This window comes from Ruegeria sp. HKCCE4148 (genome assembly GCF_017872495.1).
Classification (GTDB): Bacteria; Pseudomonadota; Alphaproteobacteria; order Rhodobacterales; family Rhodobacteraceae; genus Ruegeria.
Genome location: NZ_JAEDOS010000007.1, coordinates 94,546 through 107,911, shown reverse-complemented (window position 1 = coordinate 107,911; position 13,366 = coordinate 94,546). Strand labels below are relative to the sequence as shown.

The window sequence follows — 13,366 nt, the reverse complement described above, 5'->3', positions numbered from 1 at the left end:
AAAAATACCTTCGGGGGGAATTGCGCCAAAAGCGCAATGGGGGGCAGACAGCCCCCCTGCTCCGTTGTCGTTCAGAGCCGCTCGATGGCAAGGGCAATCCCCTGACCACCGCCAATGCACATGGTGATCAACGCTTTTGACCCACCCGTACGCTCCAACTCGTACAGCGCCTTGAGGGTGATGATCGCGCCGGTCGCGCCAACCGGATGGCCCAGCGCAATGGCACCGCCGTTGGGGTTTACCTTGGCCGCATCCAGACCCAGCTCCTGATTGACGGCCAGTGCCTGTGCGGCAAAAGCTTCGTTGCTTTCGATCACATCGAAATCACCTGCCGACAAACCGGTATTCTTGAACAGGTTTTGCACCGCCGGGACCGGGCCAATACCCATAACTTCGGGTCGCACACCGGCATGGGCATAGCCGATCACGCGTGCTTTCGGTTTCAAACCGGCTTTTTCTGCCGCGTCCGCCGTTGCCAGAACCATCGCAGCCGCGCCGTCATTGATGCCCGAGGCATTCCCGGCCGTGACGCGCCCGTCTTTCTTGAACACTGGCCTCAACCCGGCCAGCGCCTCGGCTGTAGTCGCTTTGGGGTGTTCATCGACCTGGAAATCGACCATGTCGCGTTTGACCTTGACCTGCACCGGAGCGATCTGGCTTTCGAAAAATCCCCCCTCAATCGCAGCAGCCGCACGGGTCTGGCTGGTCATGGCAAACTCGTCCATCTGCTCACGGCTGATCTGATGTTCGTCGGCCACGTTTTCGGCCGTGACACCCATATGCCCTGTGCCAAACGGGCAATTCAGTGCGCCCAGCATCATATCGAGCGAGGTAACATCACCCATCTTAGCGCCCCACCGCGCCTGAGGCACGATGTAAGGGCTGCGCGACATGCTCTCGGCACCGCCCGCCACAGCAAATTCCGCATCGCCAAGCATCAGGGACTGCACGGCGGATACAATGGCCTGAGCCCCGGACCCGCACAGACGGTTCACATTCATGGCCGGCGTACCGTTGGGGATACCCGCCTGCATCGCAGCCACGCGTGATAAATACATGTCGCGTGGTTCGGTGTTGATGACATGACCAAAGACAACGCTGCCGATCTGCGCGCCTTCAACACCCGAACGTTCAAGGGCTGCTTCGGTGGCAACAGTTGCCAGATCAATCGGAGCCATCGAGGCCAAAGCGCCACCAAATGTGCCGATGGCGGTACGCGCACCATCCAGAATCACTACGTCAGTCATATTTTCTCCTCCAAAACCCGCGCGCATTATGCACTTGCAGCATGATCTTCAAATTAGACTCACTGTCACGCCCGGAATTGACATTACGTTGCGCAACACGCATGGATTCCGTCATGACGGAAAACACAGACGATATCCTGAACCTCCTGCCTGCACGCCTGAAAGAGGCACGCCGGGCAAAAGGACTGTCGCTTGAGGCGGTTGCCAAACTCAGCGGCGTTTCCCGGTCCATGGTCAGCCAGATCGAGCGCGGCGAAAGCAGCCCTACGATCTCGACCCTTTGGAACCTGACCCGCGCTTTGCAGGTGGATTTTGCAGGTCTGTTGGAAGGCGCACAAGCCAGTGACCAGATCGAGGTTCTGCGAAGCTCTGAGGTCCCCAGTATCGACAATATGGGGCAAAACTGCCGTATTCGCATCCTTTCCCCGCCGGAAGAAGCCGGAGGTCACGAGGTCTATGAAATTGAGTTTGGTGAAGGCGGAGCTTTGAACAGCCAACCCCACGCCCGCGGAGCGCACGAGCAGCTGACGGTGCTGGAAGGCAGGGTCAGGGTCACGTCCGGCAGCGCCATGTCGGACCTGAACCAAGGAGACACCGCGCGTTACGCTGCAGACATCGCGCATTCCATTGTTGCCAAAGGGCCCGCACGAGTCTTTTTGATCGTGAAAAACGCCTGAATCCGGCAAAATTCCGCCTTCACGGAAATTTTTCCTTCATATTGAATTTCCCCTATTTGGGAAATTCATCCGCTATGTTAGATGTGCGACTCAGTTGAACGGAGGTCGCCATGGCAGATGCATTCCTGTCCCACATCACGGACACACTCGCGCAGATCGAATCCGAAGGTTTGTACAAGCGCGAACGAATGATCACTTCGCCTCAGGGCGGTGAGATTACGGTGGGCGGCAAACAGGTCATCAACCTGTGCGCCAATAACTATCTGGGTCTGGCCGATCATCCGGCGTTGATCGACGCCGCCAAGGGCGTGATGGAGCCCAAAGGATTCGGCATGGCATCGGTCCGGTTCATCTGCGGGACGCAGGATATTCATCGTGAATTGGAACAGAAGCTGGCGACTTTCCTGAACAAGGACGACGCGATCCTGTTTGCTGCCTGTTTTGATGCCAACGGCGGTTTGTTCGAACCGCTGCTCGGCCCCGAGGACGCGATTATCTCAGACAGTTTGAATCACGCCTCGATCATAGACGGAGTGCGGTTGTGCAAGGCAAAGCGCTATCGCTATTTGAACAATGACATGAACGACCTCGAAGCCTGGCTGAAACAGGCACGCGAGGACGGGGCACGGCATATCATGATCGCAACGGATGGCGTGTTCTCGATGGATGGCTATCTGGCTAACCTGCCGAAGATTCGCGAACTGGCGGACAAGTATGACGCCATTGTCATGGTTGATGATTGCCACGCCACCGGCTTCATGGGGCCGAACGGTGCGGGTACGCCGGACCACTTCGGTGTTGATGTCGACATTCTAACAGGAACTTTGGGCAAGGCACTTGGGGGGGCAATCGGCGGTTACATCGCCGGGCCGCAGCCAGTGATCGACCTGCTGCGGCAGCGGGCGCGGCCCTATCTGTTCTCAAATTCGCTGCCGCCTTCCATCGTCGCCGCAGGGCTTGAGGCGATCCGTCTTGTAGAAGAAGGCGACATGCTGCGTGCCCAGCTGTTTGGCAACGCCAAATACTGGCGCGCGGGGCTGGAAAATCTGGGCTTTGATCTACTGCCCGGCGAACACCCGATCATCCCGGTGATGTTGGGCGAAGCGACGCTGGCGCAGGACATGGCGACAAAGCTGTTTGATGAGGGCGTCTATGTCTCGGGTTTCTTCTTCCCGGTTGTTCCACGCGGACAAGCGCGGATCAGAACGCAAATGAATGCGGCTCTAACCAAGGATGAATTGGATCGCGCGCTGACCGCCTTTGGCAAGGTTGGCAAAGAACTGGGGGTGATCTAATGCGCCCCAACACCATGAAGGCACTGGAAAAATCCAAACCCGAAGAGGGCCTGTGGATGGTGCAGGCCCCGGTGCCCGAGATCGGGCCGGAAGAGGTGCTGATCAAAATCAACAAAACCGGCATCTGCGGGACCGATATTCATATCTGGAACTGGGATGAATGGGCCTCTGCCACTGTGCCGGTTCCGATGATCACCGGCCACGAATTCGCCGGTGAGATCGTCGAGATCGGGCGCAACGTGACGGGGCTTGAGATCGGTCAGCGGTGTTCCGGAGAGGGGCATCTGATCACCACCGACAGCCGCCAGAGCCGCGCGGGCAAGTTCCACCTCGACCCCGGCACTCGCGGGATCGGTGTGAATGAGCAAGGGGCCTTTGCGCAGTACCTGAAATTGCCGGCTTTTAATGTCGTGCCACTGCCCGACGATATACCGGATGAGATCGGAGCCATTCTCGACCCCCTCGGCAACGCTGTTCATACAGCGCTGAGCTTCGATCTGCTGGGCGAAGATGTTCTGATCACTGGCGCAGGCCCGATCGGAATCATGGCCGCCGCAGTTGCGCGCCATGCCAGTGCGCGGAATGTTGTGATTACCGATATCAATCCAGATCGCCTGAAGCTGGCTGAACATGTGGTGCCAACTGTCCGCACCGTCGACGTGTCCAAAGAAGACCTGCAAGACGTCATTACCGAATTGGGAATGAAAGAAGGCTTCGACGTCGGTCTTGAAATGTCCGGGTCTCAAGCCGCGCTTGACCAAATGGTCGAAGCTCTTGTGATGGGTGGAAAGATCGCCTTGCTGGGCATTCCGCCCGGGAAATCACCGGTCGATTGGTCGCGTATCGTGTTCAAGGCCATCACCATCAAGGGCGTGTATGGGCGCGAGATGTTCGAGACCTGGTACAAGATGATTGCCATGCTGCAAAACGGGCTGGATATTTCTCGCGTGATCACACACCAGATGAAAGTCGACGAGTTTACCGAGGGTTTTGCCGCGATGAAATCGGGTAGGTCAGGAAAGGTGGTCCTCGACTGGACCTGACACTCTGGCCCTGCGCCGATTCACCCCCTACACATGGGGGGACGCCGGCGCAGGGAGAAGCACATGAGCGATAAGGATGATCGATTTCTTGAACGCGGGATCGAAGACACTCTGGTCACCGATTTCGCGCAGACCCATCGCAAAAGCTATGGCGATTTCCTGCAGCTCAAGACACTGCTGAACCTGCAAAAGACCTTTCAGGACCCTGCGCAACCAGATGAGATGCTGTTCATCATCATCCATCAGGTCAGCGAGTTGTGGTTGAAACTGATGCACCACCAACTGGTGGAAGTACGTCATTTCCTGCAACAGGACGAGTTCGGCCCGGCGATGAAGAACCTCGACAGGGTCAAGGCGATCCAGCGACAGTTGATCGCGGCGTGGGAAACCCTGCTGACCATGACGCCCGCCGATTACATGACGTTTCGGCAGGCTCTGGGCAACTCTTCAGGGTTTCAAAGCTATGGGTACCGGCAGATCGAGTTCATACTGGGCAACAAGGACCCCGCGACCCTAAAAGTGCATCAGCATGACCCCGAAGTTATGGCGATGCTGAATCATGCGCTGACCAAACCATCTCTGTACGACGAGGTGTTGTTCATGCTGTCCCGCCAGGGCTTTGACGTACCAAAGGACCTGTTAGACCGCGACTTTGCACAGCCCTATTCCGGTGATCCGCGCGTGGTCAAAATCTGGCTGCAGGTGTTTCGGGATAGGTCGCAGTATTGGGATCTTTATGCACTGGCGGAAAAGCTGATGGACGTGGAATCCCTATTCCAGCGCTGGCGTTTCGATCACGTCACAGCGGTGGAAAGAGTGATCGGCAACCAACCCGGCACCGGCGGCTCCAGTGGCGTGTCGTTTTTGCGCAAGGCCTTGGATTTACGCTTTTTCCATGATCTCTACGACCTACGCACCGAATTGATGTATGCGGATCAGGAGTGAGCAATGCTGTACCGGGGGTTCACACAGGCCGAGTTGGATCAGGAGTATTCGCCCTCGTCAATGATCGGTGGAGACCTCACACCCTATCTGGACAGCTACGCCGCGCTCAGTGCACAGCATCGCGCGCAGATGGAGGTGATCGGGAACATCTCTTACGGTGATGGAACCGCTCAGGTTCTGGATTTCTTTCCCGCAAAAGGTGCTGGTGCTCCGCTGCATGTCTTTATTCATGGGGGCTATTGGCAAGCCCTCAGCCAGCGCGATTCGGCGATGATGGCACCTGCCCTGATCGAGGCTGAACAGTCGTTTGCGACGCTGAACTACACACTCGCCCCGAATGCACGGATCGGAGAGATGGTCGAAGAATGTCGCGACGCTTTGCTCTGGCTAGCAACCAACGCATCTGATCTGGGTTTTGACCCGTCGCGGATCACCTTGTCCGGGCACAGCGCCGGGGCTCAGTTGGTCAGCATGGTAATGGCAAGCTCAGCCAACAAACTGGCGCGCGCGGGGCTGCGTGTGCGCGACGTGATCCTGATCAGCGGAATTTATGATCTTGAACCGATCAGCCTGACGCCGATCAACGACCCCCTGCAATTGACCCCGGTTGAGGTGAACGACCTGTCCCCCACCCGCCACCTGCCCCGCCCCGGCCCGCGCTATCACGTGACCGTGGCCGAACGCGATACGCCCGAGTTCATCCGCCAGAGCCGGGACTATGCCGAACAGCTGCGCAAAGCCGGGCATTCCGTCAGTTTCGATCTGAAACGTGGGATGCACCATTTTGACATCATCATGCATCCGGGGACGTTTTTATCGGTGTCGCGTTAGTCAAGGACATCGGGCGCCCAAAAGATTTGTCCCCTTCGCCGAGAGCCAAATAATCAAACACGAACCGAGGTTTGTACCGGAACTGCAAATGCCAGCCCCAAGCGCAACCCGGCCATTGAAATTTCGTGCTGCCCCCGCGAGCAGCACGAATTGTTGTTCCGAAACGCAAATACTCGTGTCGCATTGCGATGGAAAAGCAGTCCATACGCCAATGGGATGAACTCATTTCGTAAACTCGTCCTACGCGGAATTGGCCCCAACGAACGTCACACGTGATCAGCTTTTTTGTCGCTAGAAAGCAATTTGAAGCGAGCGCGCGACCTTGCCGTAGCCACCCGCCATGAGGCCCGAGATTGCGCCATCCTCAACCTCCAATTCAACTTTAATTAGGCTCGGGCTTGCAGGGTTCATAAACACTCCTTGCTCGATCTGGAATGAACGCTGAGATGAATCGCCAAAATCGTGCAATACACATGCCAGCGGCCCCGCGGCCATCCCGGTCGCTGCTTCCTCTTCAATCGCGTATCTGGGCGCGAACATGCGAGTCGTGGCATCTCGACTTGTCGCTAAGGGATCGTTTGTGAAGACGTAGTAGCCGATCAAATCCAGCTGCTCACTGATTTGAGTGATTTTGGCATAATCTGGTTTGACATTGGCAAGAACCCTGGCATTTGAAAGACCGACAACGATGAAGCTATTACCGGTATTGACCAGAAGCGGTGGGAACCTCCGATCAATTTGAGAATTGTCGATCCCGAGTGAGTTCAGAACATCATCGATTTTCACGCCCTTTTTGGCCCACTCTTCAACTCCTGAATAGCGTGGGGCCAATTGCTCCATGTAGGCGGCACCTTCTTTCATGAGGATGCGCCTCGGCCCATCAACCGTCTCCTTGGAAGTATCGGGGTTGGGGATCCGACCTAACGCATCAAGGTGCGAAAAGGCTGCGATTGTCGCGTGACCGCAATGAGCGATGCGTCGGTTCGGTGTGAAGAAATCCAGCTTGAAGCCTTCGGTCTCGGACCGAGAGACAAAGGCCGTTTCGGACAATCCAACCCTTGCTGCAATGTCCTGCATGTCTTGCTCACTCAATTCATCAGCGTCCAAAATGACACCTGCGGGATTTCCTCCGGTGCCACCGTCGACAAAGCCGTGTACGACTTCAACCGTTGCCTGTCTGGCTGTATTTGCCTGCGTGTTCATTGTTCGTCTCCATGCATAAGGCCGCACCCTTGAGCATGGTGCGGCCATTTCTACGTCAGTTGCTGGCGTTGGTGATACGATTCAGAAAGGCAGTCATCTGCGTGGCAATCTCGGGTCCATACTCTTCCAGCGCGAAGTGTCCAGTATCGAGCAGGTGAAACTCAAGATCCTTCAGATCACGTTGATAGGGAAAGGCACCTTCGGCAGGGAAGATGTGATCATTCTTGCCCCACATCAGCAGCGCCGGTGGCTGATGCTTGCGAAACAGCGCCTGCCATTTTGGGTATTCGGCAACGTTGGTGCCGTAATCCAGGAAAAGTTCAAGTTGTACCTCCTGATTGCCTTCGCGGTCGAGCAAGTATTGGACGTGCCAGAAATTGTCCGGGTTAATCAGTTCCGGTTTCTGGACACCGTGGGTGAATTGCCATTTGGTAGCATCCAGAGTGAGGAATCCACGAAGCTGATCGCCATTCTCTTGCGATGGCTCGGCCCAATAGGCTTTGATTGGATCCCAGAATTCGCGCAGCCCTTCCTCATAGGCATTCCCGTTTTGAATGATGAAGCCCGTGACTCGTTCGGGCCGTTCCGCAAACATACGAAAACCAACCGGAGCGCCGTAATCCATCAGATAGACCGCGTAGTGATCTACGCCCTTTCGGTCGAGCAGCGACGTCATCATTTTCGATATATTCGCGAAGGAATACTCGAAGTCTTCGGCCATCGGCATATCCGATGCCCCGAATCCTGGAAAATCGGGCGCAATCACGTGGTAGCGCTTGGCCAGTTCAGGAATAAGGTTTCGGAACATGTGTGAAGAGGTCGGAAACCCATGAAGCAGCAGGACAGTGGGCCTGTTCGGATCTCCGGCCTCACGATAGGCGATATTGATGTCGCCGATTTGTTCCGTACGGAAACTGATGGCCTGAGTAGCTTCAACTTGGGTCTCTGCGGCGATTGCAGGGGCTGGTGCCAATGGCCCAACAATAGAAAGCGCAAGAATACTGGCGCTCAGGATGGATTTCAGATTGCGCGGCATGGGTATTTCCTTTCGTCATTCTAGGGCGCGCGTCTTAACGCGCGGGGTTTGACACCGGTCAGTTTTGCTAGCCGAGCGCCTCTTCGAGCCTTGCGTTTCGCGCTTTCAGCGCTGCCAGTTCAGTGCGAAACGGGGCCAGATAATCTTCAAATTCTTCAAGGGTCATGCGTTGGGGGATGTGCTGCGGGCAGTTCCAGTCCATCGCCTCAAGCTTGATCACAATCGCCCGCTCAGGATGAGCGCGATAGCCTGGCGCACTCAGGCGCCGCATCAGGGCCGGATCAGTCTCGGCATCAATGAGCATCGCCCGACCCCAGATCTTGAGACGTCTCTGATTGGGGTAATCCATTAGGATCAGCGAGATGCGGTCATTGATCAGCAGGTTGCCTGTACTGAGATACTGCCGGTTGCCCCGAAAATCGGCGTAGGCAAGTGTCCGTTCATCCAACACCTTCAAAAAACCAACTGGTCCACCGCGGAATTGTACGTAAGGCCAGCCGGTTTCCGAGACCGTAGCTTGATAGAAGCCGTCCCTTTGCGCGATGAAGCTGGCCTCAACCGGGCTGATCAGGTCCTCCTGACGGGCACCTGCCAGAAACTTCGCGTAACCGGTCGCTGACCCATTCTTGGCCTGCGTTTCGCGTACGGAGGGCGTGAAACTGATCTCTGCAAAGGGTCGTACCATCGTATTCTCCACCTTGATCTGGGCTATGCCCTGGGACTGAGGTGAAGTTAATCAGAGCTTCTGTGTTGCGGAATTAGGATAATTGGCAATATATTATTCCAAAATATGGAATAATATTTTGGACAGATTTCACGCGCTAAACGTCTTTGTCAAAGTGGCCGAGCTGAAAGGCTTTGCCGCTGCGGCCCGTCACCTCAGAATGTCGCCGCCAACAGTGACCCGAATGGTTTCCATGCTTGAGGAAAGCCTCGGGCTACGTCTTTTTGTGCGCACAACGCGCTCAGTTATGCTGACTGATAGTGGGCAAAGGTTTTTTGAGGATGCCAAACGTATTCTGGCTGATCTTGAAGAGGCCGAGCGCGCTGCAATCGGTTCCTATTCCGAACCCACCGGGGAATTAAGTGTCACTGCATCGGTCTTGTTTGGTCGTATGTTCATTACTCCGCTTTTGGGCGAATTTCTGGATCTGTACCCAAAGCTCTCGGCACGTACCCTCTATGTTGACCGCGTGGTCAATCTGATTGATGAGGGCCTCGACGTCGGCATCAGGATCGGCAACATGGCGGATTCAAGCCTCATGGCTGTCAAATGCGGCGCAGTGAGGCAGGTACTATTTGCGTCGCCGGCATATCTTGACCAACACGGCGAACCGGAAACACCCGAAGACTTATCCAATCGTGCCATAATCAACTCAACTGCGCTCAATCCATCGGCCCAATGGCATTTTCAAACGGGCAGAAAGACAACTGTCAAACGCGTGAGCCCGCGCATCAGCATGAATACAAATGATGCTGTGATCGAGTTGGCCTTGCGAGGCCATGGCATCGGGCGGCTTCTGTCTTATCAGGTGGCACCCTACATAGCAGATGGGCGACTCAAGACTGTTTTAAAGCCTTATGAACCGCCCGAGGTTCCCATCCATCTTGTGCATCAAGAGGGCCGAACCGTGTCTGCGAAAGTGCGCGCCTTTGTGGATTTTGCCGCCGAGTGCCTCAAGTCCAACCCCCTACTTGGCTAAACGGGATCCCGGTTTGAGAGCGCGACCAACTAAAAGGCGAACTCGTACTATTCAGCCGCTGCTGCACCCGAAGATGTCCATACATTTGGAACAAAGGCACCATCCAACGCAGTGTTGAGAGGAAATGCAGTTGCCGCGAATGCGTCAGGATGCTGCGTCAGAAAAGGTGCGGAATCCAAGATTGGTTTTGCCCACGCGGCAGATGTTGAAACCCAACAAGAACCAACAAAAAAGCGGCCCAAGGGGGCCGCTTTCTCTAATTTCGTTTTGAACCGGATCAATCCAGTGTCCGGGTGACCTCTTCGCGCTCGAAGATTTCGATAACGTCTCCTTGGCGAATATCGTCGTAGTTCTCGAACGCCATACCGCATTCCTGACCCGACTGAACCTCGGCCACTTCGTCCTTGAAGCGTTTGAGCGTCTTCAGCGTGCCCTCGTGGATCACCACGTTGTCGCGCAGCAGGCGGACACCTGCCGAACGACGGGCAACACCTTCGGTGACCAGACAGCCGGCAACTTTGCCGACGCCGGTGACCTTGAAGACTTCGCGGATCTCGGCATAGCCGATGAACTTCTCGCGGATCTCGGCGCTCAGCAGGCCGGATGCAGCTGCTTTCACGTCGTCCACAAGGTCATAGATCACCGAGTAATAGCGGATCTCAACACCCTTCTGGTTCGCGGTGTTCCGGGCCGATGCGTTGGCACGAACGTTGAAGCCCATGACTGGCGCGCCTGATGCTTCGGCCAGGCCGACGTCGGTCTCGGTGATCGCGCCCACGCCCGAATGCAGCACGCGCACGCGCACTTCGTCGTTGCCGATTTTTTCCATCGCCTGAACGATAGCTTCGGCAGACCCCTGCACGTCAGCTTTGACGAGGATCGGCAGCTCGGCCACGTTCTCGTCTTCTTTCGCCTTTTGCATCAGCTGTTCAAGGGTCGTTGCGGCACCAGCGGCGGCGCGTTTGTCCTTGGCAGCTTGTTCGCGATAAGCGGCGATTTCGCGGGCTTGTGCTTCGGTCTCGGTCACGTTCAAAACGTCACCGGCTTCGGGCGTGCCGTTCAAGCCCAGAACCTCGACAGGAACCGATGGGCCAGCTTCTTTGACGCGGTCACCCTTGTCGTTGATCAGCGCGCGGACCTTACCGTATTGCTCACCCACAACGAAGATGTCGCCCTGGCGCAACGTGCCGTTCTGAACCAGAACGGTGGCCACAGGACCACGACCAACATCCAGCTGCGCCTCGATCACAGCACCTTGGGCGGCGCGGTCGGGGTTGGCTTTCAGTTCCAGAATTTCGGCTTGCAGCGCAATGGCTTCCAGCAGCTCGTCCAGACCCTGACCGGTGATCGCGGACACTTCGACGTCCTGAACCTCACCCGACATTTTCTCGACGATCACTTCGTGTTGCAGCAGATCGGTGCGCACCTTGTCCGGGTTTGCGTCCGGCTTGTCGACCTTGTTGATCGCCACGATCATGGGCACTTCTGCCGCTTTGGCGTGGTTGATCGCCTCGATCGTCTGCGGCATCACTGCGTCGTCAGCCGCAACAACCAGAACCACGATATCCGTGACCTGAGCACCGCGCGAACGCATCGACGTAAACGCTGCGTGGCCCGGTGTATCCAGGAAGGTCAGCGTGGTGCCGCCCTCGGTTTTCACCTGATAGGCGCCGATATGCTGGGTAATGCCACCGGCCTCGCCCGCCACAACACGCGCATCGCGGATTGCATCCAACAGCGAGGTTTTACCGTGGTCAACGTGACCCATGATGGTGATGACCGGCGGGCGCGGCTTCAGATCTTCATCGCTGTCTTCGACCTCTTTGATGACGTCTTCAACATCCGAGTCAGAAACACGCGTGACCTTGTGGCCAAATTCTTCGATGATCAGTTCAGCCGTGTCAGCGTCGATGGTCTGGTTCTGTGTGACCATCATGCCCATCTGCATCAGCGATTTGACAACGTCAGCCACACGTTCGGCCATACGGTTGGCCAGTTCCGAGACCATGATGGCCTCGGGCAGCTGCACGTCACGGATCACCTTTTCCCGCTCAACCGTGCCGCCCATGGCTTTCTGACGCGCACGCTCTTGCTTGCGTTTCATCGCAGCCATCGAGCGTTGGCGGTTGCCTTCGCCACCAGTGGCCTGACCCAGTGTCAGCTTGCCAGAACGGCGATTATCTTCACGACCTTTGCCGCGACCGCGCTGCTCGCGTTCACGATCCTGTTTACGCGGAGTCGCAGCAGGCGCAGGTTTGCTGGTCGGAGCGCGTGCCGCTTTCGGCTCTTCCGGCGCGGGCGCTGCAGCAGCACGTTTGGCAGCTTCTTCCGCCTCTTTGCGCTTGCGCTCTTCTTCTTCCGCCTTCTGGCGTGCACGCTCTTCGGCTTCGCGCTGTTCGCGCTCCTTGGCTTCCTGTTCCGCACGGCGGCGGGCGCGCTCTTCTTCGCGCGCCTTTTCAGCGGCCTCACGGGCGGCGGCCTCTTCAGCCTCGCGCGCCTTGGCTGCTTGCAGCGCCTTCATGCGGCGCGCCATTTCCGCGTCGGATATACCCGCCGGGCGACGCGACGGATCACCCGAAGGTGCAGCACCGCCACTTGGCTTTGCCGCGCCCGGCTTGGGGACCACCACGCGCTTGCGTTTGGTTTCCACCACGACATTCTTGGTGCGTCCGTGGCTGAAACTCTGTTTCACATTTCCGGGGCGTGCCCCGCCACGAAGACCCAATGTCTTTTTGCCGTCATTATCGCTCATAAAGCTTCTTACCCTTCCGCGCGGCCCCTGCCGCCGTCATCCGTTTCGCGCAAGCCACGCAAGCGCTGCGCTTCCTCTACAACACGTTTGGCGAGTCCGCCAGAGGCCATGGCAGCATGAATCACCGTTTGGCGTCCAAATGCCTGCCCTAATTCGTCCGCAGTCAGCCAACCAATGTATTTTCCGAAGTGCGGCGTGCTGAGTTTGGACTTGCCGCGCCCCGATCCATCAATGGCCTGAAGCAGCACCTGCGCTTCTTCTCGGTCCAGCCACGTCTTGACCTTTTCATAACCGGCAACCGCGTCACCAGACTTGCGCGCCAGACTGAGCAACTCAACCACGCGGCGCGCGATCTGTTTTTCAACTTCGTCGCTCAGATCGCTCGGCACAGAAACCTGCGCCTTGAACCCGCGCGCAAACAGCTTTTTGCCAACGGCCTTGTCCAGTGCGGCGCGATCTGCCGCCACATAGACCCCACGCCCCGGCAGCTTTGCCGCAACATCGGGATAAACCTGACCGTCCGGTCCCGTCACAAAGCGGATCAGACCGTATTTCGGCTGAACCTCGCCCGTGGCAATGCACTTGCGTTCGGGTCCGTCAGACCGATCTTTATGGACGCCACCGCGACCCATAC

12 protein-coding genes are annotated in these 13,366 nt (G+C 57.0%); 6 read left to right on the top strand and 6 right to left on the bottom strand.

The genetic code is table 11. The features are described 5' to 3' along the window. Positions 1-71 precede the first annotated feature (71 nt). Positions 72-1,247 carry an acetyl-CoA C-acyltransferase family protein gene (locus I9187_RS17235; RefSeq protein WP_209509758.1) on the bottom strand — a complete coding sequence of 392 codons (1,176 nt, stop codon included), beginning with the start codon at positions 1,245-1,247 and terminating at the stop codon, positions 72-74. Positions 1,248-1,360: 113 nt separating this feature from the next. Between I9187_RS17235 and I9187_RS17230 the strand changes: the two genes are divergently transcribed. The 5 genes from I9187_RS17230 to I9187_RS17210 all read left to right on the top strand — a co-directional run bounded on the left by I9187_RS17230 (position 1,361) and on the right by I9187_RS17210 (position 6,038). Beyond that, on the top strand, positions 1,361-1,924 hold the full coding sequence (locus tag I9187_RS17230) for an XRE family transcriptional regulator (RefSeq protein WP_171181191.1): 564 nt from the start codon (positions 1,361-1,363) through the stop codon (positions 1,922-1,924). Between the two features lie 110 nt (positions 1,925-2,034). Continuing rightward, entirely contained in the window at positions 2,035-3,219 is a 1,185-nt protein-coding gene (locus I9187_RS17225) for a glycine C-acetyltransferase (protein ID WP_171238834.1), read from the top strand. 14 nt (positions 3,220-3,233) lie between these two features. Next, complete coding sequence (gene tdh / locus I9187_RS17220) at positions 3,234-4,262, top strand: L-threonine 3-dehydrogenase (protein WP_171181246.1); 1,029 nt, start codon at positions 3,234-3,236, stop codon at positions 4,260-4,262. Between the two features lie 63 nt (positions 4,263-4,325). Continuing rightward, a complete protein-coding gene (locus I9187_RS17215; RefSeq protein ID WP_171181187.1) occupies positions 4,326-5,207 on the top strand; it encodes a tryptophan 2,3-dioxygenase family protein in 882 nt (293 codons plus the stop codon). Between the two features lie 3 nt (positions 5,208-5,210). Next, positions 5,211-6,038, top strand: a complete 828-nt coding sequence (locus I9187_RS17210; RefSeq protein WP_171181185.1) for an alpha/beta hydrolase — start codon at positions 5,211-5,213, stop codon at positions 6,036-6,038. Between the two features lie 291 nt (positions 6,039-6,329). Here I9187_RS17210 and I9187_RS17205 read toward each other — a convergent pair whose 3' ends face one another. The 3 genes from I9187_RS17205 to I9187_RS17195 all read right to left on the bottom strand — a co-directional run bounded on the left by I9187_RS17205 (position 6,330) and on the right by I9187_RS17195 (position 8,962). Continuing rightward, a complete protein-coding gene (locus I9187_RS17205) occupies positions 6,330-7,241 on the bottom strand; it encodes a PhzF family phenazine biosynthesis protein (protein ID WP_209509757.1) in 912 nt (303 codons plus the stop codon). A 55-nt stretch (positions 7,242-7,296) separates the two neighbouring features. Then, the gene (locus tag I9187_RS17200; RefSeq protein WP_171181181.1) at positions 7,297-8,277 is read right to left on the bottom strand and encodes an alpha/beta hydrolase; all 981 of its coding nucleotides are present in this window, start codon (positions 8,275-8,277) and stop codon (positions 7,297-7,299) included. A 67-nt stretch (positions 8,278-8,344) separates the two neighbouring features. Then, positions 8,345-8,962, bottom strand: coding sequence for a pyridoxamine 5'-phosphate oxidase family protein (locus I9187_RS17195; RefSeq protein ID WP_171181179.1), 618 nt, complete (start codon positions 8,960-8,962; stop codon positions 8,345-8,347). Positions 8,963-9,080: 118 nt separating this feature from the next. Here I9187_RS17195 and I9187_RS17190 point away from each other — a divergent pair, with 118 nt between their 5' ends. After that, positions 9,081-9,980 (top strand): LysR substrate-binding domain-containing protein, encoded by a 900-nt coding sequence (locus I9187_RS17190; protein WP_171181175.1) that lies wholly within the window; start codon positions 9,081-9,083, stop codon positions 9,978-9,980. Positions 9,981-10,257: 277 nt separating this feature from the next. Here I9187_RS17190 and infB read toward each other — a convergent pair whose 3' ends face one another. Together infB and I9187_RS17180 are read right to left on the bottom strand one after the other, a co-directional pair. Continuing rightward, on the bottom strand, positions 10,258-12,732 hold the full coding sequence (gene infB, locus I9187_RS17185; RefSeq protein ID WP_171181173.1) for a translation initiation factor IF-2: 2,475 nt from the start codon (positions 12,730-12,732) through the stop codon (positions 10,258-10,260). Between the two features lie 8 nt (positions 12,733-12,740). Then, positions 12,741-13,364 carry an RNA-binding protein gene (locus I9187_RS17180; RefSeq protein ID WP_171181171.1) on the bottom strand — a complete coding sequence of 208 codons (624 nt, stop codon included), beginning with the start codon at positions 13,362-13,364 and terminating at the stop codon, positions 12,741-12,743. Between the last annotated feature and the right edge of the window lie 2 nt (positions 13,365-13,366).